Here is a 24,922-nt window from a genome sequence, read left to right as displayed (position 1 = left end):
GATTATTCGCTATAATGATGAAGGAAAAGCTTATCTTTATAGGAATCAAGCAAAAAACAGGGAGGGGAAGAATGGACAATAAACAGTGGGAAATAGGTATTTTTCTATTTAATGATGTAGAGGTGCTAGACTTCGCAGGTCCATTTGAAGTATTTTCTGTCACGACAAGAGAAGATGGAACGAAACCATTTTCTGTGCATACCATTTCAGAAAACGGGCAAATGATCTATGCGAGAAATGGCTTAAAGGTACACACTGATTATAGCTTTGATACGATGCTATCCTTTGATATTTTAATCATTCCAGGGGGTCTTGGGGCAAGAGAGAGCGAAATAAAGAAGGAAAGCGTCATCCATTGGATATCACAGCAAATGGAAGAGGTGCAATTTATTACTTCTGTTTGTACTGGTGCATTATTGCTAGCAAAAGCAGGTTTATTAGATGGGAAGAAAGCTACAACACACTGGGCAAGCCTAGACAGATTAGAAAAGGAGTATCCCGAAGTGAATGTAGTAAAAAATGTTAAGTTTGTGGATGAAGGAAATGTTATTACTTCAGGGGGGATTTCTGCAGGAATTAATATGTCTTTTCATCTTGGAAAGCGTTTAGTAGGAGCTAAATTGATGAAAGAAACTGCGAAGCGAATGGAATATGATATACCACTTTAATACAGAGAAACAGTACAGATTGAAATTGCTGCTTTTATGCAGCAATTTTTTTATATAGCAATACATAAACATGATTGTTAAATAAGTTAGGAACATATGTTCTTAGTGCGGGAAAAATGAACAATACGGAATAAAAAAGAAGAAAAATGAATAATAAGATTGACAATGCTTAATGAAACGGAATAATATAAATTTATATCTTAATGTGAAAGGGAAGAGTATGTTAGCGGAGGAAAGAAGAAAAAGAATTTTAGAACTTATAGAAAGAGATGGCAAAGTAATAGCCAAAGATTTAGCAAGTCAATTTGAGATGTCTCTTGATTCGATAAGAAGAGACTTAACGATTATGGAAGAACAAGGCTTGCTTCAAAAAACATATGGTGGTGCTATTCTTCATGGACCAACCCCTAAAGTACGAACAATGCCACAGAAAGAATCAATCAGATATGGAGTAGGGGCTCCACATGAAAATGCTATATCAAAATTAGCAGCTTCTTTTATAAAAAAAAATGATACTGTTTTTCTTGGAGGAGCAGGTATTCATTATGGAATGATAAAGTATTTGCCAAAGGATATCCCTTATACAATCGTCACAAATTCCTTAAAGATTGCTGAACATATTAGAACACAAGAAAATATAAGTGCTTATCTAATCGGAGGAAAATTAAGGGAGGTTTCATCTGGTAGTATGATAGATTGTCTTGCTATGGAAATGATGCGTAAATTCTCTTTAGATATTTGTTTTTTAACAGGAGGAGGCATTAATGAAAAGGGAATTAGTACTTCTACTCCCGAAGCTGCAGCATTTGCTCAGACCGTTTCCAGTGTTGCACATAAAGTAGTATGCCTTGCTCCCCATGAAAAGATAGGGCTTGAAATGTTTATGCAATCTATACCAATGGAGGATATAGATATCCTGATCACAGATTTAGGGGCTCCGGAAAAAATAATTCAAGAGATAAAAAAGAAAAGAACGCAAATTATTTTTGCGGATTTACATTGATTAGAATGAGAGGAATAGGAGATTCATAATGAGATGGATGAACATAGAAGGACCTTCAAAGCTAGAAGGTTCCTTAACCGTACCAGGTTCGAAAAATAGCTCGCTCGCAATTCTTGCAGCAGCATGCTTAGCTAGTGAACCCGTAATTTTAAAGAATATCCCAAACATCGCAGATTTTGGTGTGCTTCGTCAAATTGGCGAGGAAATTGGATGTGTGATGTATCGAGACAGTACAGGGGACGTTCATATTGATCCTACTAAAATAAATAATACAATCATAGAACCTGAAAAGTCTGGTAAATTCAGAACAGCTTATTACTTTATTGGAGCATTACTCGCTAAATTTGGAAAAGTATCACTCGGCTATCCAGGCGGGGATGATTTTGTAAGTAGACCAATTGACCAACATATCAAGGCTTTAGAAAAATTAGGGGCAACATTCACCTTTTTCAAAGATTATTATGAAGTAGAGGCTTCTAAATTAAAAGGTGCGACCATCTATTTTGATACGATCACATCAGGCGCAACAATTAATAGTATGCTAGCAGCGGTATTAGCTGAAGGGGAAACGATTTTATTAAATGCGGCAAGAGATCCAGAAGTAACAGATACTGCGTTATTTTTAAATCAAATGGGTGCAAAAATCATCGGTGCAGGTACAGATACAATCAAAATTAAAGGTGTTAAGCAATTAAATGGCTGTACCTACAGCGTTATTCCTGACCGCCTTATTGCAGGAGCATTTCTGATTTCTTCTGGGATTACAGGAGGCACGATTACTGTAAAAGATATTATTCCAGAACATCTTACCTCCTGCATTATGAAATTGAAAGAGATTGGTGTAGGTATTGAAATAAAAGAAAATAATGTTACATCTTTTTTAGATGGTAGAATTAAAGCGACAAGAGTAAGAACTGCTATGTTTCCAGGGTTTCCGACGGATTTGCAGCAGCCTTTAACCGTATTATTAACACAAGCGAGTGGGAAAAGTGCGCTTCGGGAAACGGTTTATCCGAATCGATTTAATCATGTATATCAGTTGAATAAAATGGGAGCGAGCATTGAGGTAGCAAATGGAGTTGCTCATATAAAAGGAAAATCGTCACTGCACGGTGCATTAGTCCATGCTTCTGATGTCAGAGCTGGAATTTGTCTTATGCTTGCAGGGGTTATTGCGGAAGGAAAGACAGTAATTACTGGAATGGAACATATAGAACGTGGATATGATAATGCGGTAGCAGCATTTAATAGCCTAGGAGCAAATATTACTTTGCATCATTCTGACGAGATTACGAATGATATTTTGATAGAAGAACTAAAAAAAATTAATTAGTAAAGCGAAATTGTCTAATCGGACTATTTTTTATATAATGATAGATAAATAATAATAACACTTGCTGATTGGAAAAACCAAAGGCGTCTTTTTATAGGACTCTTTTGGTTTTTTTGTTAGTTTATTACTTTTATATCGGAGGAAAACAATGACTTTTAGCTATGTGTCCCATTTAGAATGTCCAAAATGTCAGGCAATATTAGAGGTTACAAAAATTCAACAGCTTTGTGAATGTGGATCTCCCTTACTAGTACGCTATGATTTACAGAAAGCTAAGAAACATGTTTCAAAGGAGAAAATAGAAAGGCGCGCAAAAAGTTTATGGCGCTATCATGAACTTCTACCAGTAACAGCAGAAGAAAATGTCGTTTCCTTAGGAGAAGGGTGCACACCATTAGAAAAAATGCCAAGATTAGGTGAGCATTATCAGCTTGCTAATTTATACATAAAGGATGAGGGAATCATTCCAACCGGTTCCTTTAAAACAAGAGGAGCAAGTGTTGGAATTTCAAAAGCGAAAGAGCTTGGGGTAGAACAGCTTGCAATGCCTACAAATGGTAATGCGGGTGCAGCTTGGGCACTTTATGCTGCTAAGGCGAATATCAAAGCAACTATTGTCATGCCTGTCGATGCTCCTGCTATTACAAGAAAAGAAGTTTATATAGCCGGTGGAGATTTGCATTTAGTAGAGGGACTAATAAGTGATGCGGGCAAAATAGTTGGCCAATTAGTTGCTCAAAAAGGAGTTTATGATGCTTCTACTTTGAAAGAACCATACCGAATCGAAGGAAAGAAGACGATGGGATATGAGATTGTGGAGCAATTTAATTGGAAGGTTCCCGATGTGATCTTATATCCAACAGGTGGTGGCGTTGGTATTATCGGTATATATAAAGCGTTAAAAGAAATGCAAGAACTCGGTTGGATAGCAGACAACAAGCTTCCTAGATTAGTCGCAGTACAAGCAGAAGGATGTTCTCCTATTGTAGAAGCTTGGAAAAAAGGGGAAACAGAGTCTACGTTTTATGAGAATTCGCAGACCTGTGCTTTCGGTATAAATGTACCTAAAGCATTAGGCGATTTTCTAGTATTGGAAAGTTTGTATAAGTCTAATGGATGCGCTGTTGCTGTTTCAGAAGACGAATTACTCGCTGCCCAAAAGTTAGTCGCAGAGCTAGAAGGGAACTTTATTTGTCCAGAAGGAGCAGCAACCTTTGCAGCTGCTGAAAAGTTAAGAAAAGAAGGCTGGATTAAAGAAGAAGAGGTTGTCGTTTGTTTAAATACAGGCGCAGGAATAAAATATCCAGAAACGGTGGAACTTTCAAATATTCCAACTTTACAGCCAGGTGAAAGCATTAAAAATTAATCGTTTGTTAATAGTATAAGGATTAATAGTAGAAAATTAAATTAGTTAAATTCAATAAAACCGCCAATTTATCGGCGGTTTTATCTATTCTAACCTATTATTTTGGTAATTTATTAAATAAGCATCGTAAAAATAGTGAAACCTTTCTATAAAAAAATCGTATGATAGATGAAAAGTACAAAAAGGAGGAATAGAGAGGGCGTTAAAAAGAGCATCAAATTGTTATATTTGGAATATTTATCAAATAAACCTTTAATATTCCAAAAAAATCGCTATAATGAAATGGACAGCAAATAAGATCGGCTGTTGTTTACATAAAGGAGGATATGAATTGAAAATTTCAGAAATTAAGTATGAAGCAAGACAATCGTTAAAAGGGGAATGGGGAAAAGTAGTAGGACTTACTTTCCTATATTTTATTTTAAGTACGGTAATAAATTTCTCGATTGAGGTTTACGCTAGTGGAGGAATCGTAAATTGGTTTAATCAAGATTACACACCACCACTGGCAACCATATTAAATGCCATTATTAGTGTTATTTTAATCCCATTAACTGTTGCTATTAGTTGGTTTTATCTAGATATCGTTAGAGAAAAAAGTCCTGAAATTCCGCAGGTTTTTACGATATACACGGATGCAAAATTAGCTCTAAAAGCAATTGGTACTACTATCATGGTCGGTATATTTACATTCTTATGGTCTTTATTATTATTAATTCCGGGAATTATCAAAGGGCTAGCATATTCACAGACATTTATGATTTTAAAGGATCATCCAGAATTATCGGTATTTGAAGCAATTACAGAAAGCAGAAGAAGAATGGATGGCTACAAATGGAAATTCTTCTTGTTAAACGTAAGCTTTATTGGTTGGGCTTTTTTATGTCTATTATCATTAGGGATTGGATTCTTATGGTTAACGCCATATTACTATACTGCTAATGCTACTTTTTATCATAACTTAATCTCAGATAAAGAAACACTTTAAATTTCAGTGGATAGTTTATAGAGATACCCAGAAAGCAGATGCTAAATCAGTTTTCTGGGTTTTTTATTGTTATGTAAACTAGAAGAGAGAGAATAAGTGTAGAAATTGAAATGTCCAGCATCTGAATAGCCTTATAGATTAACGAATAATAGTATTTATATAGTATTGGGAAAATGGAAAAGAAATCTGATTATAAACTTGGAGTAAATTTCAGATGGCTATAAACGCAATGAAATGTATAAGTTTATGAATAAGCTCACGGCTAATATAAGGATCGATTGTCATTAAATATTTAATCAACTAAATAAATGGATTTAGTATATGAAAAATAGTGAAGAATTGGATTAAAGCTGAGTGATTAAATAAGACTATATTTAAGATAAATTTTTTTATTTTGTCTCACTATCTAGAGTATACTTTGATTTGAGACGTAGTTTTCTTTTATTTTAATTACTGTGTATAATATATATTATGTTCGGGGCGTTATGATAAATATAAGAATATAGTAAATACTACATTCTCTCTACTCTATTCTTATACTGTTTATCTTTAATATCATGTAAATCGATAAATTTTGTACTGTATTCTAAGATATCATTCATATACAGTTGATTTGATTTTGCAAATTGCTTCGCATCTTCTAGTAATTGTTTGTCATAAGTTGTTTTGTATTGAACGCGATCCTTAGGTCTGGATTCTTTTGAGAATTGAATCGTTTTATTTGCTAGTAAATTTCTAAGACCATTTTCAATTAAATAATTAATATGCGTATCATTTTCTTCAGCCATTTGATTTAATTCATTGATGATTTCCTTGCTAATATTTGTTCTAAATTTAACCCTTGATTGATCCGTTTCTTGAATTAATTTACCGTTTACTAATCTCCACAATTTTAAATCCTCCTATGAATGGATAATAATCATTCAAATCATATATTATTATATAATAATATGTATTATTAAGCAGTTCTAGTTTTGTTATAACATGTAAAAAAGATATAATGCCGATTATTCCAGTTGGGAACAAATGTTCTTGCACCGTATAATCGGTATTATTTTAGCTAACGTGCTTTCGATTTCTTTCATTCCTATACGGAAATGACTCATTTATATTGCTTGCTTCTGTGTAGGGAAACCTTACCGATATCCCTCTTTTCATCTAATAATTAGTATGACGATAGAGAAAAGTAAACCTCTCTAAAGCTGTTTCCCAGTTTATAATTCGCTGATTTTCGAGTGCATAAAGTAATTCATGAAATACTGGTTGTAGCCCATAAAATTTACTTACTCTTTGTAAGATGGCTTCTGCTTTTTCATAAGATTGATAGCAGGATAATACATTCTTTGTGAAGTCTGGACCGTATGACCAATAAATACCCGCAAAATCAAAAGCGGGGTCTCCTATTTGTGCATCGGTAAAATCAATAATGCCACTAATCCTCTCCCTTTGTTCATTATAAATAATGTTAGAGGTCGTTAAGTCTCCATGGATGATGACTTTGTTAGCAGAAATGGCTTCATAACTCTCTAGAAATTTTATAAATACATGAGAAATCTGTTCTCGCTGTTTAATCTTTAAAAAAGGAAACACTTGCTCTTCTACTTTTTTGTATAAGGACCCCCAATAAGAATGGCTATGAAGGATTGTTAGCTTTCTCCTGTTTAACTCTTCTATTTCGATACTATGTAATTTGGTTAGAAAATCACCAAGCAATCGTGCGTTCTCAAGATTTCGTGTAATGACATTAGGAGGATATACAGATAAAGATTTTCCTTCAATCAGTGGATATTTGACCCCTTTCACCTTGTCACCTTCATGCATATACTCATATTCAGGTATTAGCAACAGAGGATTTCTCTCTTTTACTGCTGTTAAAATTTCCCCTTCTGTTTTTACTTTAGCTGCCACTTCTTCAGATTTAGGAAACCTAAAGACTAATTTATTATTAATAATTAATAGATCGTTATCCCATCCGCTATTATTTGCTGTTACTTCCTCCATTGCTAAATAGGGAAAATAACTTTTAACATATGCAAGCAATTCCTTTTCTTTCATTCCCTTTAGCCTCTCTTACGTTATTAAATCAAGGATTTCCGTAACCATACTGTCCCCTTCTAAATGATAGTAAAAAGAAAGATCAATAGAACTGTTCAAAAGAAAGAAGTAAAAGTAATCTCCCTTAAGCCTTCTTCCTTTCCTTACAACTAAACAGAATTTCTTATTACTTATATGCCTCTACCCCTAATAATTCATCCAAGCCAACAATTTCAAATCCTTGTTGCTGAACAGCTTCAATGATTTTAGGTAATGCTTTTGCTGTTTCCGTTTTTTCCGAATCGGAATGCATTAAAATTATATCGCCGTTACGTAAATGATCTAAAACATTTTTGATTATATTATTCGCATCCTTTTGTGACCAATCCAGTGTATCGATTGACCAAATAATCACCGAGTAGCCTTTATCTTTGGCATTTTCGATTAAGCTTTCATTTGTTTCCCCGTACGGTGGTCTAATCATTGCCGGCTCTTTAGCAATAATCTTTTGAATAGCAAGCCCAGCTTTAGTTATTTCATCTACTTGTTCTGCGTTGCTTAAAGTAGTCAAATCAACATGATGATAGCTATGGCTCATTACTAAATTTCCGTTTTCATAGGCGTTCTTTACAACTTGTGGGTACTTTTCTGCTTCACTGCCAATAAAGAAAAAATTTCCTTTCACGTTATAGTCATGTAATATTTCTATAATTTGTGGTGTAACGATTTCGTCAGGACCATCATCAAAGGTTAAAGAAATCTTCTTTTCATTTCGTCCATTTATATATAAATTAGGCTGATTCTCTTTGAATTTCACGATTTCACTCCTCCAGTTTTGCATCACTCGCCATTGCTTGTTTGTAAGCTGATTAGAGTTTCCTTTTATATCTAATACATAATCAGCTTCTTCGAGTCTAGCTTCATTATAAACTGATACATGGTCCACTTTTTCGGTTTCATTTAGGATGATAAACTTGAGCTGAATATCTTTTGTAAGGGTATAAACAATTATTTGTTCTCCCTCTCCTGCTCTAATTTCTGTTGGTTCCCCTAATTCTTTTTTTAAATCAGATAAGGAGATTGCATTTAATTGCTGTTTATAAGAACGAATATCGTAAATATCACCTTTTGCAGTAAATCCAAACACGGTATCCTTTTCCTCATAGACAGCATAATAGCCATTTCCTACCTGGTCTGTTTTAACCGGCTCTTCCCATTGCTTTTCTACTTCTTCCATCGTATTGGAAAAGACGTTAAAGGGACTTGTATCTGTCATCCCTTTTTTTGCCACTTCTACTAGGTCAGCTAAATAGTCAGAAAGTATATCCATCTTTTTTTGTTCCTGATTTGTTTCACTCTGCTTAAGATTTTCTGTTTCTTTTGGTTGCTGAGAACTACATGCAACACTGATAAACATCTGAAATAATACAATCAAATAGACCAAAAGCTTTGTCTTCAGATTTGGTCACCTTCCCTCCTGATTTTACCCTTGCTACTATTTACTGTAAGGGCAATTGTATTCGTTTGCAATAACAAATTAGCATCACTAGTGTATGTATTATATGTTTTCATCTGATTTCATCTGATTTTAATAAATGTTCCTTATAATAATGGACTCATGTATTCTTACCAAAAAAGTAGGTGTTTTATAAAAATGAATATGGAAACATTATTACAATTAAATACGATTTTTATCAGTATCATTATTGAAGCATTACCTTTTATATTGATTGGGGTTCTTATTTCTGGAATCATTCAAATCTTTGTTTCAGAAGAATTTATCGCAAAAATTATGCCAAAGAATCCGATTCTGGCGATTATATTTGCTTCTTTCGTTGGAAGTATTATCCCAGCATGCGAATGTGGTATTATTCCCATTACTAGACGACTAATCTTGAAAGGTGTACCACTTCCAGCAAGTATTGCCTTTATGCTAACTGGCCCGATTATTAACCCAGTAGTTATCTTCTCCACATATGTTGCTTTCGGAAATAGCTGGAGAATGGTTATCCTTCGGTCTGTGGTGGCGCTTATTTGTTCGATACTTATAGGACTTGCTCTGCAAAAAACAGTGAAACAATCTCCTTTAAAGAATCAAGTAGTAGAACATACACATTATCATTCTTTTAAAGGACGAATCGAAGCGATGTTTAAACATTCGATAGACGAATTTTTCTCTGTTGGAAAATACTTAGTTATTGGGTCCTTTATTGCTGCCGCTGTGCAAACATTTGTAAAGACATCTACCCTTGTATCAATCGGTCATGGGCAGGCATCCTCTCACTTAGTTATGATGGGACTTGCCTATATCTTAAGTCTTTGCTCCCAAGCAGATGCCTTTGTAGCAGCGAGCTTTAGAAACAGCTTCTCTGAAGGCTCTATATTGGCTTTCCTTGTATTTGGTCCAATGTTAGATATTAAGAATACATTGATGCTTTTAAGCACGTTTAAAGCTAAGTTTGTTATCTTACTAACAAGCCTAATTACGATTATTGTGTTTCTTGTAACCATTTTTCTATAAAGAGGTGAAAAATTATGCTTCGGATATTTGTGTTAATTGGCTTTACTTATTTATTTTTACATTTACATGCAACTGGCGATATTTCGAAATATATTAACATGAAATATTCGTATATTTCGGAATCAGCCATTTATATATTTGTCCTCTTTACGATTATATGTGTCTATAACTATGTGAAAAAGGATAAACATAGCCATGATTCATGTGACCATTGTGGACGTGATCATTCTCATGAAGAAAATAGCTGGTGGAAACGTGGTTTAACGATTGGAACATTGATTCTTCCAATCCTAACTGGTCTAATGCTTCCAGTAGCAACCCTTGACTCCAATATAGTGGAGAAAAAAGGCTTGTATTTCCCTGCCTATGATGAAGGGGATGAGTATAGTCAGCATCAATTCTTACAGCCGAATACAAGCAGCTATTATGGAAAAGAAGGATATGCAGAAGTAATGGATAAGGGGCTAGATAAAATTAAGAATTTAAATAAAATTACTTTGGGAGAAGATAATTTTTTAAATGATTTAGAAACGATTTATAATTATCCAGGACAATTTATGGATCGAGAAATAACCATTACTGGTTTTTCGTATAATGAAGAGGATTTAATGAATAATCAGCTTTTCTTGCTGCGATTTGGCATTATCCATTGTATCGCGGATGCTGGGGTGTTTGGGATGCTTCTGGATATACCAGACGATATGAAAAAAGATAATGATCAGTGGTTACAAGTAACAGGAAAACTTGAAACAATTTATTATCAACCGTTTAAGAAAACTATTCCGATTCTTAAAGTTACAGATTGGAAATCAATAAATGAGCCAAATGATCCTTATGTATATCGACAATATTAAAGAAGAGGGAATGTTAGCTTTTGCATAGCATTCCCTCTTTTTTATATATATTTTTCCATTCGGATATCGTCCCACATTCTATCCTGGTAATAGGTGAATTGTTTATTTTTTCCTATTTCTCGGTATCCTAGCTTGTTATATAATTTTTGAGCACCTTTATTAAATTCGAATACGCCTAATTCAATTCTTTTTAAGCCCTGTTTTTTTATCTGTTCTTCTAAATATTTAAGCGAAGTGGAGCCTACTCCTTTCCCTCTTGCCAGTTCCTCCCCAATTGTGATGGCAATCCATGCAGTCCCTTTTTCTTTTTTATACAAATGGACTGGATCAACGGTATAATTCATTTCACCTACCAGTACATTATCTAAATATATTTCGTACATATGATACTTAAGTAATCGTTTTTTTATTTCCTCTGTCGTTATTAATACATAGCTTTCTATATCCTGTTTATTTCGACAAGGATGGATTAATGGTATTAGCTTTGGGTCATTCTCCCATTTATTTAAACATAAAATCAGCTTATCTGTTGGTTCTCCTATTTTTTTAAAGGAAATTTTCATGTATGGCTCCCTCACCTTTATATATTCTTCTCTTATTATATAGGAAGACATGGGAAGTTGGTTCGTAATCTTTTTCATTAGATCTGAAAACTTGTCCCAATCTTTCTATTTTGTTTTTCGTTCTAATTTATTTCGGAAATCATATTTATTTTACTATGAGAAAAATTCGATTAAGGAGTGAAAATAACAGATGGTAACTATTCACTTTTTTGAAAATAGCACGAATGTATTAACCCAGTTACGGCAAGAAATACCGAATGTGGATCAGGAAATAAAAATTAAAGGACGCAAAGGGAAGATTCTTACGGTTACACAAGTAAAAGAAGATGTTTATCAAGCAAATGTAGAGTTTGAAAAGATAGTAAAAAAAGCGGCACTTGCAGTAGACCCTAAAAAAAGAAGACGCTAGAAAATGTATGTAGAGATGCTTTTAGTGGTCTCTCTTTTTTTGTCTAGAAAACCTATAGCCTTTATTTTTCCTACCTCTCTCGTTATTGTTGTATACATATTTCACAAAGAAAAAACAAACGCTAATTAGTAATCTATGTAAAAAAGGAGAATAAATCATGCTTAGGAATAAAGTTAGTCGTGTTGCCTTAATTGGTACTGGATTTGTAGGATCAAGCTATGCTTTCGCGTTAATGAATCAAGGGATTGTTGATGAGTTATTGTTAATTGATCTTAATAAAGATAAAGCATATGGGGATGTTATGGATTTAAATCATGGGAAGGTCTTTGCCCCTAACCCAATAAATATAAAATATGGTGAGTATAAAGATTGTGCAGAGGTGGACCTAGTTGTAATTTGTGCAGGAGCGAATCAGAAGCCTGGGGAAACACGGCTTGATTTAGTTGAAAAAAATTTAAAAATATTTAAATCGATTGTGGAACAAGTTATGTCAAGTGGATTTCATGGGATTTTCTTAGTTGCAACAAATCCAGTAGATATTTTGACATATGCGACTTGGCGATATAGTGGCCTTCCCAAAAATCAAGTTATTGGTTCTGGTACCATTTTAGATACAGGGCGTTTTCGTTTTTTACTGGGTGATTATTTTAAAGTGGCTCCAACTAGCGTTCATGCTTATATTATTGGGGAACATGGGGATAGTGAGCTACCCGCATATAGTTCAGCAGATGTTGCAGGTATTCCTGTTTATAAGCTAATGAAAAGATCACCTGATTATAAAATGGAGGACTTAGACGAAATATTTGTTAATGTACGAGATGCTGCCTATAAAATCATTGAAGGAAAAGGAGCGACTTATTACGGTATTGCTATGGGACTGGTGCGAATAACAAAAGCTATTTTAAGCAATGAGAATAGTGTGTTAACCGTTTCGGCATATTTAGATGGTCAGTATGGAGAGAAAGATGTTTATATCGGTGTCCCTGCTGTCATTAATAGAGAAGGAATACGCGAGGTCGTGGAATTGGAGCTAGCTGAGGATGAGCAAGAAAAATTTCATCAAAGTGCAATGATTTTAAAAGGGATCCTAAACCCACATTTTAACGAATAGCATTTTTTTATCATTTCAGAAGGTGTTTTTTCCTCCATTAACTAACTAGAGCCCACACCCAAACATTCTAGTTTACATACTTTATATGGTAAGTAAATTAGGAAAGGTGTGACAGAATGGATTGGAAGAAATACCTTCTTATAGCAGCTGCTACTTTCTTGATTCTATTTTCCGGGATTGTTACTGTTTTGCTTTTTTATACTAATAGTGTGGAGGCGGACAAGGAACCAAGTAATTCAGTCAATTCACAAGGTAATGCTACAACGGAAAGCGGCCAAGGAAATGTCAATATTTCTGTAACAAACAATATTCAAAATATTGTGAGTGGTGAATCCAAAGCAACGATTGATAATAAGGTAACTACTGATTTAGAGGACAAGGATGCATCCATTGATAATAAAATTGAAAATAAGGCAGAAAATGAAGCATCCGTTACTATTAATAACGCCATTGAGAACCTATTAAAAGGACAGGTAAATGGTACGACAAATAATACGATTACCAATAATATTCTCTCCAATAACAAAGCAGAATTAGCAAATAAAATATTAAATGATTTAGATATAACGGCTGATGTGAATGTCACAAATGAACTAAATACCAATGGAAAACAAGAAAGCCCCAACAATGATAACGGGAATACAAACGGTAACGGGGATAATAACAATGAAGATAGTGATGGAAATAACGGGGATAATAACGGAAATACCGAAGATAATGGTGAAACTTCCTATATATGGGGAATTGATTCAGCAAGTGAAACAACAGAGGATTTCTATGCTTGTGTGAGAGACAATTTTGGTGATCCGAAGGTTGTGGCTCGCTATTTAGGTACAAATGATGGTGTTTCACATGGTTTGACAGCCGATCAAGTGGAGTTAATTCACTCCAATGAAGCAGATATACTTCTTATCTATAACGGATTTACAGATGCAACTGGCTATGATAATGGTGTTAGTGAAGCGAAAAAAGCAATTGCATTAGCTAATGATCTTCGTGCTCCTGATGGTGTTGCGATTTTTGCTGACATAGAGCCAAACTATCCAGTCGACGCAGCTTTTATAGAGGGTTGGTATGATGAAGTTAGCAAATCCTCTTATGAACCTGCTATTTATGGTATTTTTGATTCAGGAGAGGCACTAACAAATGCTTTTAATGAAGCAGCAGATAATAAGGGAGAAATAAAGGAAAACACTTATCTATGGTCTGCTTCTCCAAACATCGGAATTACTACCGAAGAGGATGCCCCAGAATATAAAGTGGATGCTCCAGAAGGTTCCCTTGCCTATGGATGGCAATATGGTATTGATGATGAGACTTGTAATATAGATACGAATCTGTTTGATAGTAAACTAACAGATGTATTATGGAAACATTAATAAGCCTACATCTTACTAACGATTCATCGGAAAGTAAGATGTTTTTTTGTTAAAAGTAGCCTAAAAACATTTTGTTTTGTTAATTGGGCTACTTATTTTACTAAATGAGTAAACGAGTTTTTTGACGGCTAAAGAAAGAACGTGGAAGGAACTTAAAATAAATGCTTAATGCATCATTCCAATATTTATAAGAACCTTCTAGATTAAGTAAAATTGCCTTTTTTTTCTGCAGGATACAATGGATTTATCGTTTAACTTATCGCTATAATATCAGGAAAAGGAGGTTATAATCGATTCCCTCTCCATCCACCGTTAATTTCCAGTCGGAATCGCATAAAGTCAGAAATCAACCTTGCCGTTTTCCCTTCTTCATTTCTTACTCTACGTTTAGCTTCGACACAATGAAGTAATCTTTCGTCACAATATCGGCACGAACCGTATGCTTCTACACACTGATCATGTTTTTTGCAACAGGAATCAACATAATTAATTGGCGCGCCAGGACCACTGCAACCTGGTCCGCAATAGCGATAACCACCTGGAAGACATATTCTAATTGGATTTTTTTTCTTTCTTTTCCTTTGCATGGTTTGATTCTCCCTTCCCTTTTAGACTATGAAGCTTGTATAAAATGGCTTGGGGAATCTAACCTATCCATAAGAAATAAAGATTAGTTGAACCTATTATCACATAAAAAAATAAAGGCTTGTCCAAAAGAGAAGACCCTTTTTGGACAAGCCTTTATATTAGCTTCGTTTTTTGAAAATCGTGGAAATAATTTCGTCGGTTGACATATCGCTTTTAATTTTAAATGATCCAAGCTTTAAGTATTCTGCTACGCCTTTTTTATCTACTTTTAGTGAGAATTCCAAGGCAGTTTCTTTAATGATCTTTTCATCATGTAAAATGCTTCCTACATCATAGCTTGTCATACCGCTTGAAACAGTAACAGTGACGGTTTTAACTTCCTCTTTTTTCTCTTCTTCTTGTTTGTCATCTTTCTTTTCTTCAGAAGTATTGGATTCAGATGCTTGTTTTTGCTCTTCTTCCTTTTTTTTCGCTTCTTCAGAAGTCTGCACAACATAACCGCTGCTTGTTAAAATTTCCTTCATTTCTTCTACAGTTGGCGTGTTGGCTACATCACTTTCCACTTTTTCTACCTTTTCGACATTATTCTCTTCAGCTTTTACGGAATCATCCTTTGTAGAAAAATAGACGATCCCACTAACAGAAGTTGCTAATAATAATCCTGCTGCGAAACTTGTGATTATTGTCGGTTTCATTGTAAAACACTTCTCCTTTCCTCTTTTACAAGTAAGTAAGGAGCTAACATTTCTTCTACTTCAGCTTGAGTAAGCTTTTTTTGAGCTGCAATACTTTCCACTGAATACTTACGTCTATGCAAGTCAAGTACTTCTCTTAAAACCGTACGGTCCTTAGAAGCCAGTTGAACGCCTGATTCTTTTTCCATTATTTCTATGTCCAACTCAAGATTACGTATTTGTTTTTGCAACTGTGCTATTTCTTCCATCACAGAAAGGTGAATTACATCTATTTCACGTTGCTCTGATTTCGACGTTTGTTTTGCTTTAATAACGGAAGTAATGAGCAAAATGGCTGCTGCAATAAACAAAATGGCTAGAGTCCATTCCATTTTAATGATCCTCCCTCTTTCAAAATCTACTTTCCTAAGAATCTATTATACATTCTTTTTGATTATTTTTCGATGATATTCTACAAAATCCTTCAATAGTTAGACAAGTTGGGATAATTTTGCAACTTTTAATAGATGAATATAGTTGCAGGTAACCTAGAGAACAGTAGGTTTATTGTGCCAAAATAATCATTTTTCATAAGAAATTTTTGTTGTTAGTAAATTATGCCTATAAACAAAAAAAGATTCATAAGCATCTGCTTTTGAATCATCCTTCATTTGAATGCGTAATTTGGTAGCCATTTTTACCTTGCTTTTTCATATGATACATAATTTTATCTGCTTTTTGCATTAATGTTTCTATATCATTTCCATGATTCGGATAGATACTTATACCGATACTACATGTAATAGAGTGAAGGATATTATCCATCTGAAGGGGGTGGTTAAAAATGGAGATTAACCTCTTTGCATAATTTTGTAATTCCTGTTCTGAATCCATGCCTTTTACTAGAAGAATAAACTCATCTCCACCTAAACGACATAGAAAATCATGCTCTCTAACGGAACCTTTCATTCTTGCAGCAATAAGCTTTAGTGCCCGATCCCCATATTTGTGGCCTAATGTATCATTTATTTGTTTAAAATCATCAAGATCGATAAATAGCAAGGCGAATGAAGTGCTTTGTTCCTTTTCCTCGATTAATTTTGAAATGGTTTTATATAGATACCGTCGATTGGGTAGTTCTGTTAGTGTGTCATATAAAGCTTGGCGTTTTATAATCGTTTCATATGCCTTTCTTTCCGAAATATCTCTTGCAATCGTCGAAAGGAAATGAACGTTTTGATTATTAGCTTTATGATTGACAATGGTTTGTGAAACAGGAATTTGTTTGCCACGCGAATTGGAAAGAATGTTTTCTCCCTTCCAAATGCTTTTTTCAGCAGAAAGCTCAGCATCATTTAATTCAACAAATTTATTTGTCCATAGCTGTGCATTAACGGAATGTAAATCTTCTACTCCCTCAGGAATGCCTAGAAAGTTTCTAGCTGAAGGGTTTAAATAGGTGGTATTTCCATAACTATCAGCTGTTGCAATAAAATCTGGAGAAGCTTCAATGATATCTAGTAATTGTTGCTGACGATCTTGATTTTTCTTCCATAAGGTGATATCTCGATTAATTCCTCGATAACCAATTGTTTTATTTTGTTTATCTAATATTGGCTTAGCATTTGTTTCTATAAATATATCATGCCCATTAAGGTGTATCATCGTGAAATCAAGATTATGTAAGGGTTTATTGTTCTCTATAGCACTCGAAACAATTGCTTCAAGTGTTTCGATTTCTTCAGCTTTAATTAAAGAAAATATCGATTTCCCTAATATTTCGTTTGGGGAATATCCTAATATCTCTTCTACAATTGAATTGGAATAGGTGAATTCTAATTGTTCATTTATTTGCCAAATCCAATCACTTACATGCTCCACTAGCAAACGAAAAAAATCATTAGATGGTGTATCATTATCGTTCCTACCACTCATAGTTAAGTCTCCTACTAAAAATTAATTATAGGCAAATGGGTTTTTTCTGTATTTTCTATTTATTACTATTATATCATTATAAGTCTATTTATAAAAGAATACTTTGAAATCAAGAGAATTACGTGCTATTTAATTTTGTTCATCAAAGAATACGAATTCCACAATCGATATTGAAAAAAGTTTCTAAATAAGTGGTACAGGCTTGCTCTCTTGAATACGTTTAATATAGATGTTTATATTAGGAGGATCGTTGATGGATAGTATTTTATATTATATCGCCTTAGGTTTATCATTGGCAGCACCGATTGGCCCTGTGAATGCTGCTGTTATAAACAGAGGACTTCGATATGGGTTTCGTCATGCTTGGGTTCTATCGCTAGGATCTCTATTGGGTGACGTCTTCTTTATCATTCTCGTATACTTTGGAGTGGCAAAATTAGCTAATATCCCTATTGTTCAAACCTTTCTATGGCTATTTGGTGCATTTGTCCTTATTTACACAGGAATAGAAGGGGTCATGACGAAAACAAGTACAATCTCAAGAAGTAGCAAAGATAATAACTCTATGTTTCGTTCGTTTATGACTGGATTACTCATGAGCATCATGAATCCCTTATCGATTATTTTCTGGTTAGGTATATATGGTTCCATTTTAGCTACAACTATACATGATTTAAGTACAAGCACCTTATTATTGTACACAGGTTGCATGCTGTTTGGTGTTGCCATATGGGATCTTACCGTATCTGTTTTATCGAGTTTCTTTCGAACGGTTGTCTCTGAACAACTAATTACCTTCATCAGCAAGCTATCAGGACTGATATTGCTTTTATTCGGTGGTTATTTTGGGATTCGTGGAATTCAGTTCTTTTTATAAAGAATCTATATTTGAAAAGATGCCTATAAAGAAGGATTCCCTTTCCTTTTCTTTTTGGGTTCGAAGAAAATTCCGATAGGCGTTCTTTTTCAGAAAATTTTTGATTTTACTAGACCTTGCAATTGTTCCATCACGTGATCGGATACAAGACCACCGTGATAACACACGATTTGTTTAATTGGATACGTAAGGAGCTTTTCCAGTGATTGTATCGCAAGTTCCATATCAGGAGTATGTACGGAATTAGGAAGTTGAAGCTTTCCATTTACAGCGGTTAATGCGTCACCAGCAACTAAAGTTCCCGATGTTATATGAAATAGGCATATATGTCCAGGTGTATGTCCAGGTGTATGGATAATCTCTAGTCCACCATTCATTTCTAATAGTTGCCCATCTTCTAGTGGATTTGAAACCTGCGCCTTTGGTGGGTGAAGATAAATAAATTTAAGATGATCGGGTAATGATTCCCATTTATCTTCCGAGAATTTAGCAGGATTTGCTTTTAATAAAGGCAATTCGCCTTCTATATATGGTATATCCTCTTTATGTGCATAAATGGTTAAATGCTGTGTACATGCTGTTAATATTTCTGGTAAGCTCCCAATATGATCAATATCTTGATGTGTTAACAAGATGCCAGTTAAATCTTCCAATGATTTATTTGCTTTAGCCATAACTAAATTTATGTCTTCCATATAACCAGGCATTCCTGTATCTATTAATAAAGTTTGTTTTTCATCCCATATAAGGGTTGGGTGAATGACAAAGGAATCTTTTGCAATCGTCAACATCTCTATTCCTTTTAACTCTGCCATATTATTGTTCCCCATCTCTGAATGTATTTTTTATAAGTATAGCGGTTTCGTTTTAAATAGTAAAACATAAATTAACAGGAAGAAGTTGTTTTTTGTGAAAGGGAGTATTCAGAAGATTATAAAGGAGAAAACCGCTCTTTCCTATCGAAAAGGGCGGTTTTACTTTGTTTATTTCATTAGTTTACAAATATTGTTTGTGAACTCTACAGGATCTTCAATGGATAAACCTTCAATTAGCAATGCTTGGTTATAAAGAAGGTTTGTATAAAGAGCTACTTTATCCTTATCACTATCAAATGCTTCTTTTAATGCGTGGAAAATTTCATGATTTTTGTTTATTTCTAAGACTTTATCTGCTTTGATATTTTGATTATCTGGCATCATGCTTAAGACTTTTTCCATTTCGATTGAAACTTCTCCTTCAGCAGTTAAGCAAACAGGATGTGATTTTAAACGAGTGGATACTTTTACGCCTTTCACTTTTTCGGAAAGGATGTCCTTCATATAATCAAATAACGCTTTGTTTTCCTCTGTTGCTTCTTTTTCCTCTTTTTCTTCCTCTTGGTTAAGACCTAAATCACCACTTGATACAGACTTAAATTCTTTTTCTTTATAATTGGCAATCATTTTAATTGCGAATTCATCAATGTCATCTGTTAAATATAGGATTTCATAGCCTTTATCCGCAACTAATTCTGTTTGTGGAAGCTTGTCAATGCGTTCAATCGAATCACCAGAGGCATAATAAATGAATTTTTGATCTTCTGGCATTCTTTCTACGTATTCATCTAAGGATACTAATTTTTTCTCTTTAGATGAATAGAATAATAGTAAATCCTGTAGCATGTCCTTATTCATTCCAAAGTCATTATAGACTCCGAATTTAATTTGTCTTCCAAATGATTCATAGAAGGATTCGTATTTTTCTCTTTCGTCCTTAAGAAGGCTAAGAAGCTGACTTTTTATTTTCTTTGTTAAATTCTTTTCGATCCGCTTTAATTGGCGGTCATGCTGCAGCATTTCTCTTGAAATATTAAGGGATAAATCCTCTGAATCGACCATACCTTTTACAAAGCTAAAGTAATCTGGCAGCAAGTCTCCACATTTCTCCATAATTAAAACGCCATTTGAATAAAGCTCTAAACCTTTTTCATATTCCTTGGAATAATAATCAAACGGTGTTTTTTCCGGAATATAAAGAATCGCATTATAACGAATAGCACCATCTACACTAACATGGATATGCTTTAATGGTTTATCATAGCCATAGCGTTTTTCTTCATAGAAATTTTGATAATCTTCATCTGTTAATTCATTTTTATTCTTTCTCCAGATAGGAACCATGCTATTAAGGATTTGCTCTTCTGCAACTTCCTCGTATTCGTTTTCTGTTCCTTCTTTTAATTTGCTTGAAGTCACTTCCATTTTAATTGGATAACGGATAAAATCGGAGTATTTTTTAATAATTGATTTTAATCGATATTCTTCTAAAAATTCATCATACTGATCTTCTTCTGTGTTTTCTTTTATTGTAAGAATAATATCTGTACCGACTGTCTCTTTGTCTGTTTCTTCAATAGTGTAGCCATCTGCACCTTTTGAAATCCATTTATAAGCGGTATCACTATTTAATGATTTTGTGATCACGGTTACTTCATCCGCTACCATAAATGCAGCATAGAACCCAACTCCGAACTGCCCAATAATGTCATGTCCATCCTTTGCTTCATTTTCCATTTTAAAAGCAAGAGAACCGCTTTTAGCGATTGTACCTAAATTTGTTTCTACCTCTTCTTTTGTCATCCCAATTCCAGTATCAGAAATGGTTAAAGTTCTGTTTTCTTTATCTGCGAATATTTTAATAAAATAATTGTCTTTTTCAAAATTAATGGTGTCATCTGTTAGCGCTTTATAATAGATTTTATCAATCGCATCACTAGCATTTGAGATTAACTCACGTAAGAATACTTCCCTTTGAGAATAGATAGAGTTAATCATCATCTCTAATAATCGTTTCGATTCTGCTTTAAATTCTTTTGTTTCGATCATAATTCTACATCCTTTCTCTTCATTCTTATGTAATAATAGTAGCACTTAATCGCAATGAGTGCTAATCTATTAATTTAATATCATATTTTATTAGGTATGTCAATTATTAGGATATTTTGAGTGTTGGAATGGTTTGGAGTGTGAAATGCATAATTTTTGGTTACATTAATGCGGTAATCGGTGTTAATTGCTCTAACAAGTTGTTAAAACATAAAAAAGGAGACACAAATTCTTATAAGAAATGTGTCTCCAATTAGCCTGTTTTTAACTCCCTACTCTCATCACTTAATATGGATCCGCTTCATGGCTTTTCTTGACTGCATCTTCGGTAGCTTGATTCGCATCGATTGTACCTTCACCATATTTTGATATACCTGCTTCACGCCCTGGAACATTTTCCTTAGCCATTTCTTTCATTTCTTTCATTTTTGCTTGGATGCCTTCCTTCACACGAATCCCGTATTCTTCATCTGCTTGTGTAAAGTGTTCAATCATTGCATCTTGAATTTTTTTATCACAGATTGCCAGTGCTTCAGAAAGGTTTTTTATTAATTCATCGCGCTCCCAATCTTCAAAGCTACGGTATGTGTGGCCAGCTTGACCATAGTTATTAGGGCGGTCTATTGGTGCACTCATTGCCGCTGCATTATACGTCGGTTGGTGAGGTGCGCGCTCTTCTTTACTTGCTTCTTTAAAGCCTCCTAGCATGGATGGCTCATAGTTAATATGTGGATTGTCACCTGACTCTTTCGGGTCACGTACATCCATTTGCCCACGATGTTGATTTGTGCGAACAGGAGCTTTTGGTGCATTTACAGGGACTTTCAGATAATTTGCGCCAACACGATAGCGTTGTGTATCTGAGTAAGAGAAGGTGCGACCTTGCAACATTTTATCGTCAGAAAAATCCATTCCATCTACAAGTACACCAGTACCAAAGGCAGCTTGCTCAATTTCGGCATGGAAATCTACCGGATTACGATCAAGGACCATGCGCCCAACAGGCAACCAAGGGAACTTATCTTCTGGCCAAAGCTTCGTGTCATCAAGAGGATCAAAGTCGAGCTCTGGATGATAATCATCTTCCATGATTTGCACATAAAGCTCCCATTCTGGGTAATCACCGCGCTCTATCGCTTCATATAAATCTTGTGTTGCATGTCCTACGTTCTTCGCTTGAATAGATTCTGCCTCTTCTTGTGTTAAATTTCGAATACCTTGTTTTGGTTCCCAATGATATTTTACTAACACTGCCTCGCCCTTTTCATTAACCCATTTATACGTGTTTACACCAGAACCCTGCATATGGCGATATGTAGCTGGTATTCCCCAAGGAGAGAATAGGAAGGTAATCATATGTGTAGCCTCAGGTGTACGGGAAACAAAATCAAACATTCGCTGAGGATTTGGTACATTTGAAGCCGGATCCGCTTTAAATGCATGAATCATATCAGGAAATTTCATTGCATCACGAATAAAGAATATTTTAAGATTATTCCCAACTAGATCCCAGTTTCCGTCTTCCGTATACATTTTTACAGCGAAACCACGAGGATCTCGCGCTGTCTCAGGAGAATCCTTAGCTCCAGCCACAGTGGAGAAGCGAACCATTAATGGTGTTTTCTTCCCTGCTCCTGAAAATACTTTTGCTCGAGTATATTTTTCTACTGGTTCATTTCCTGCTTTTCCGTAAGTTTCAAAGTAACCGAAGGCTCCGGAACCACGTGCATGTACTACACGTTCTGGCACTTCTTCCCGATCGAAATGAGAGATTTTCTCAATGAAGTGGTAATTCTCAAGGGTAGCCGGTCCGCGATTGCCAATTGTGCGGATGTTTTGATTGTCTGGCACAGGATGCCCTTGGCGTGTTGTTAACGTTTCCCGATCCTGGTCTCGTTCCTTATTATTATTATTCATATCGTTATTCTCGCTCAAACAAATAACCTCCTAGTAATTAGTCATTATTGGTTTATCCAATATATGTTATTAATTCTTTTTACGTACTAAAGTAGTGTTACCAGATAAAGGATGGATATGCATAGGAAAATACAAAAAAACCACATTAGTGAATGTGGTTCCTTAAAGGAGGAGAGACATGCCAGGAGCATCTTGTTCTCTTTCGACGAATCCTAATTTTTTGTAAAAGGGATGCTTTCCTTTTGCCGAGAATAATTGAATCGATTGAATGCCTGATTGTTGGCATTTATATACGAGCTTCTCAATTATTTGCTTTCCTAATCCGTTACCCTGCTCGTCTGGGTGAACCATAACATCACAGATTAATGACTGGTATACACCATCTGAAATCATGCGACCAAAGGCGATAAGTTTTTGATCGTGATAGATGGAAATAGAATACCAGCTATTTTTAGCCGCTTCATACAATTGTTCTCGTGTATAATTCCCTTTTTTGTTTTTTAATAAGCCACTGTCCTCATGTAATTGGGCAAACTGTGAGAAGGCTGGTAGCTCTTCGGTAATAAAATAATTCATGCTTCTTTTTCCCCTTTAATATCCGTATCTTCATAATAATATTTATACAACAATATGAATTAATATTCAATTGTTTTTTAGAAAAAAGCATATCTTTTTTTGAGATATGCTTTAAAGGTTTCTTATGATGTTTTTTGCTCCTTTTTTCCTTTACAAATGATCCAGATGAAATATGCCATCATAATTACCATTAAAATAATAGAAGATATAATGGACTTCATTTCTTCTGAAATAGAAAGAGGTCTTGCTATAAGGTCTGGTAGATAAATAAGAACTGGGACAAAAACTACCCATGATTTACTCCACCATGCGAACCAGCATAAATACACAAATGGAATAATAAAAAAGAGTATTTGATTGGCTAAAGTATCCATCATATATACCGGTCCAAAATTATTTCCATAAAGCATCAACACAAAAAATAGTCCTGTGACTAGTAACTGGAAAGGAATTACTAAGCCGATTGTTTTTTTATTGGATATATTTCTAGCGGCAATGTAACGGAATAGTACAATGTACATTCCAAGCATGAAAAAACAGATGATTATGGAACCTATCCCAACTAATAGAGATATTTGGTTTTCACCTAGAATAATTTTTCCAATTAGGGTATAAGCAATTAAACTAATAAATACATGTGGTAAAAGCTTTCCCCATTCCTTTAAATCTGTCTGCATTTCTCTTGCTAAACTCTCCATATACTCTTTAGGAGATTCTCCTGTTACATCCGATATATTCTTCCCATTTGCTTCTGCTTCCTGTAAATGATCGGACAATTCTTCGACTATTTCTTTTATTTCTTTCTCTTTCTTCCCAGACGATAGTAGATAAAGATGCAAATTCTCAATGAATAATTCTGCTTCCTTCGATAATTTCACTTATTTCTCCTCCTCTACATCTTTTAATAAACAATGCACACTTGTTGCAAGTTCTGTCCACGTGTCAGCAAACTCATCCAATACTTTATGTCCTTTATCTGTAAGGGAATAATATTTACGTTTTGGACCAGATGGAGATGCTTTTGTTTCAACGCTAACAAGTTCTTCCTTTTTCATCCGTAGTAGTACGGGATAGATACTCCCCTCACTAATCATCGTAAATCCATATGCTTGTAATTTTTCAATCATTTCATAGCCATAAATCTCTCCTTTTGAAATAATTGCGAGTAAGCAGCCTTCCAAAATTCCCTTTAACATCTGACTTTTTGACATCGGAATATATCCTTTCTTCCCTACTATCATGTTTTGCAAGATAGTATCTAT

General features: G+C 34.6%; 25 protein-coding genes. 11 read left to right on the top strand and 14 right to left on the bottom strand.

Annotated elements, in window-relative coordinates; all coding sequences use genetic code 11:
- Positions 1 to 71 precede the first annotated feature (71 nt).
- The 5 genes from NYE52_RS11770 to NYE52_RS11750 all read left to right on the top strand — a co-directional run bounded on the left by NYE52_RS11770 (position 72) and on the right by NYE52_RS11750 (position 5,358).
- Positions 72 to 668: a DJ-1/PfpI family protein gene (locus tag NYE52_RS11770; protein WP_341193234.1), complete on the top strand. Its 597-nt coding sequence runs from the start codon at positions 72 to 74 to the stop codon at positions 666 to 668.
- 220 nt (positions 669 to 888) lie between these two features.
- Positions 889 to 1,671 carry a DeoR/GlpR family DNA-binding transcription regulator gene (locus tag NYE52_RS11765; protein WP_341193233.1) on the top strand — a complete coding sequence of 261 codons (783 nt, stop codon included), beginning with the start codon at positions 889 to 891 and terminating at the stop codon, positions 1,669 to 1,671.
- A gap of 28 nt (positions 1,672 to 1,699) precedes the next feature.
- Positions 1,700 to 3,004 carry a UDP-N-acetylglucosamine 1-carboxyvinyltransferase gene (gene murA / locus NYE52_RS11760; protein WP_341193232.1) on the top strand — a complete coding sequence of 435 codons (1,305 nt, stop codon included), beginning with the start codon at positions 1,700 to 1,702 and terminating at the stop codon, positions 3,002 to 3,004.
- 148 nt (positions 3,005 to 3,152) lie between these two features.
- On the top strand, positions 3,153 to 4,370 hold the full coding sequence (locus tag NYE52_RS11755; protein ID WP_341193231.1) for a threonine synthase: 1,218 nt from the start codon (positions 3,153 to 3,155) through the stop codon (positions 4,368 to 4,370).
- Positions 4,371 to 4,701: 331 nt separating this feature from the next.
- Complete coding sequence (locus NYE52_RS11750) at positions 4,702 to 5,358, top strand: DUF975 family protein (RefSeq protein ID WP_341193230.1); 657 nt, start codon at positions 4,702 to 4,704, stop codon at positions 5,356 to 5,358.
- A 512-nt stretch (positions 5,359 to 5,870) separates the two neighbouring features.
- Here NYE52_RS11750 and NYE52_RS11745 read toward each other — a convergent pair.
- From NYE52_RS11745 to NYE52_RS11735, 3 genes are all read right to left on the bottom strand, one after another.
- Entirely contained in the window at positions 5,871 to 6,248 is a 378-nt protein-coding gene (locus NYE52_RS11745; protein WP_341193229.1) for an rRNA methyltransferase, read from the bottom strand.
- Positions 6,249 to 6,516: 268 nt separating this feature from the next.
- The gene (locus NYE52_RS11740) at positions 6,517 to 7,413 is read right to left on the bottom strand and encodes a phosphotransferase family protein (protein ID WP_341193228.1); all 897 of its coding nucleotides are present in this window, start codon (positions 7,411 to 7,413) and stop codon (positions 6,517 to 6,519) included.
- 166 nt (positions 7,414 to 7,579) lie between these two features.
- On the bottom strand, positions 7,580 to 8,836 hold the full coding sequence (locus tag NYE52_RS11735; protein WP_341193227.1) for a polysaccharide deacetylase family protein: 1,257 nt from the start codon (positions 8,834 to 8,836) through the stop codon (positions 7,580 to 7,582).
- A gap of 210 nt (positions 8,837 to 9,046) precedes the next feature.
- On the opposite strand from NYE52_RS11735, the gene NYE52_RS11730 reads away from it, so the two are divergent.
- Both NYE52_RS11730 and NYE52_RS11725 read left to right on the top strand, forming a co-directional pair.
- A complete protein-coding gene (locus NYE52_RS11730; protein ID WP_341193226.1) occupies positions 9,047 to 9,913 on the top strand; it encodes a permease in 867 nt (288 codons plus the stop codon).
- 14 nt (positions 9,914 to 9,927) lie between these two features.
- Positions 9,928 to 10,767: a TIGR03943 family putative permease subunit gene (locus NYE52_RS11725; RefSeq protein WP_341193225.1), complete on the top strand. Its 840-nt coding sequence runs from the start codon at positions 9,928 to 9,930 to the stop codon at positions 10,765 to 10,767.
- A 41-nt stretch (positions 10,768 to 10,808) separates the two neighbouring features.
- Here NYE52_RS11725 and NYE52_RS11720 read toward each other — a convergent pair whose 3' ends face one another.
- Positions 10,809 to 11,330 (bottom strand): GNAT family N-acetyltransferase, encoded by a 522-nt coding sequence (locus NYE52_RS11720; RefSeq protein WP_341193224.1) that lies wholly within the window; start codon positions 11,328 to 11,330, stop codon positions 10,809 to 10,811.
- Positions 11,331 to 11,520: 190 nt separating this feature from the next.
- Here NYE52_RS11720 and NYE52_RS11715 point away from each other — a divergent pair, with 190 nt between their 5' ends.
- From NYE52_RS11715 to NYE52_RS11705, 3 genes are all read left to right on the top strand, one after another.
- Positions 11,521 to 11,739, top strand: coding sequence for a hypothetical protein (locus NYE52_RS11715; protein WP_341193223.1), 219 nt, complete (start codon positions 11,521 to 11,523; stop codon positions 11,737 to 11,739).
- A gap of 157 nt (positions 11,740 to 11,896) precedes the next feature.
- Complete coding sequence (locus tag NYE52_RS11710; RefSeq protein WP_341193222.1) at positions 11,897 to 12,850, top strand: L-lactate dehydrogenase; 954 nt, start codon at positions 11,897 to 11,899, stop codon at positions 12,848 to 12,850.
- 116 nt (positions 12,851 to 12,966) lie between these two features.
- The gene (locus NYE52_RS11705; RefSeq protein WP_341193221.1) at positions 12,967 to 14,229 is read left to right on the top strand and encodes a glycoside hydrolase domain-containing protein; all 1,263 of its coding nucleotides are present in this window, start codon (positions 12,967 to 12,969) and stop codon (positions 14,227 to 14,229) included.
- A 284-nt stretch (positions 14,230 to 14,513) separates the two neighbouring features.
- Here NYE52_RS11705 and NYE52_RS11700 read toward each other — a convergent pair whose 3' ends face one another.
- The 4 genes from NYE52_RS11700 to NYE52_RS11685 form a co-directional block, all read right to left on the bottom strand.
- Positions 14,514 to 14,816, bottom strand: a complete 303-nt coding sequence (locus NYE52_RS11700; RefSeq protein ID WP_341193220.1) for a Parvovirus coat protein VP1-like protein — start codon at positions 14,814 to 14,816, stop codon at positions 14,514 to 14,516.
- Positions 14,817 to 14,975: 159 nt separating this feature from the next.
- On the bottom strand, positions 14,976 to 15,512 hold the full coding sequence (locus NYE52_RS11695) for a hypothetical protein (protein ID WP_341193219.1): 537 nt from the start codon (positions 15,510 to 15,512) through the stop codon (positions 14,976 to 14,978).
- Positions 15,509 to 15,883 (bottom strand): hypothetical protein, encoded by a 375-nt coding sequence (locus tag NYE52_RS11690; RefSeq protein ID WP_341193218.1) that lies wholly within the window; start codon positions 15,881 to 15,883, stop codon positions 15,509 to 15,511. The genes NYE52_RS11695 and NYE52_RS11690 overlap by 4 nt, the downstream gene beginning before the upstream one ends.
- Positions 15,884 to 16,151: 268 nt before the next feature.
- Positions 16,152 to 17,426: a sensor domain-containing protein gene (locus tag NYE52_RS11685; RefSeq protein WP_341193217.1), complete on the bottom strand. Its 1,275-nt coding sequence runs from the start codon at positions 17,424 to 17,426 to the stop codon at positions 16,152 to 16,154.
- Positions 17,427 to 17,679: 253 nt separating this feature from the next.
- On the opposite strand from NYE52_RS11685, the gene NYE52_RS11680 reads away from it, so the two are divergent.
- The gene (locus NYE52_RS11680; protein WP_341193216.1) at positions 17,680 to 18,303 is read left to right on the top strand and encodes a LysE family translocator; all 624 of its coding nucleotides are present in this window, start codon (positions 17,680 to 17,682) and stop codon (positions 18,301 to 18,303) included.
- 89 nt (positions 18,304 to 18,392) lie between these two features.
- Here the strand turns inward: NYE52_RS11680 and NYE52_RS11675 are convergent, their stop codons facing one another.
- From NYE52_RS11675 to NYE52_RS11650, 6 genes are all read right to left on the bottom strand, one after another.
- Positions 18,393 to 19,118 carry an MBL fold metallo-hydrolase gene (locus tag NYE52_RS11675; RefSeq protein ID WP_341193215.1) on the bottom strand — a complete coding sequence of 242 codons (726 nt, stop codon included), beginning with the start codon at positions 19,116 to 19,118 and terminating at the stop codon, positions 18,393 to 18,395.
- Positions 19,119 to 19,286: 168 nt separating this feature from the next.
- Positions 19,287 to 21,164, bottom strand: coding sequence for a molecular chaperone HtpG (gene htpG, locus NYE52_RS11670; RefSeq protein WP_341195172.1), 1,878 nt, complete (start codon positions 21,162 to 21,164; stop codon positions 19,287 to 19,289).
- Between the two features lie 288 nt (positions 21,165 to 21,452).
- Complete coding sequence (locus NYE52_RS11665; RefSeq protein WP_341193214.1) at positions 21,453 to 23,102, bottom strand: catalase; 1,650 nt, start codon at positions 23,100 to 23,102, stop codon at positions 21,453 to 21,455.
- Between the two features lie 144 nt (positions 23,103 to 23,246).
- Positions 23,247 to 23,660: a GNAT family N-acetyltransferase gene (locus NYE52_RS11660; protein WP_341193213.1), complete on the bottom strand. Its 414-nt coding sequence runs from the start codon at positions 23,658 to 23,660 to the stop codon at positions 23,247 to 23,249.
- A 122-nt stretch (positions 23,661 to 23,782) separates the two neighbouring features.
- Positions 23,783 to 24,538, bottom strand: coding sequence for a DUF1129 family protein (locus tag NYE52_RS11655; RefSeq protein WP_341193212.1), 756 nt, complete (start codon positions 24,536 to 24,538; stop codon positions 23,783 to 23,785).
- A complete protein-coding gene (locus tag NYE52_RS11650; RefSeq protein ID WP_341193211.1) occupies positions 24,539 to 24,871 on the bottom strand; it encodes a PadR family transcriptional regulator in 333 nt (110 codons plus the stop codon).
- Between the last annotated feature and the right edge of the window lie 51 nt (positions 24,872 to 24,922).

It is taken from the genome of Niallia sp. FSL W8-0635 (assembly GCF_038007965.1).
Classification (GTDB): Bacteria; Bacillota; Bacilli; order Bacillales; family Cytobacillaceae; genus Niallia.
The sequence above is the reverse complement of the archived record's forward strand: the minus strand, read 5'-3'. Positions and strand labels throughout refer to the sequence as shown.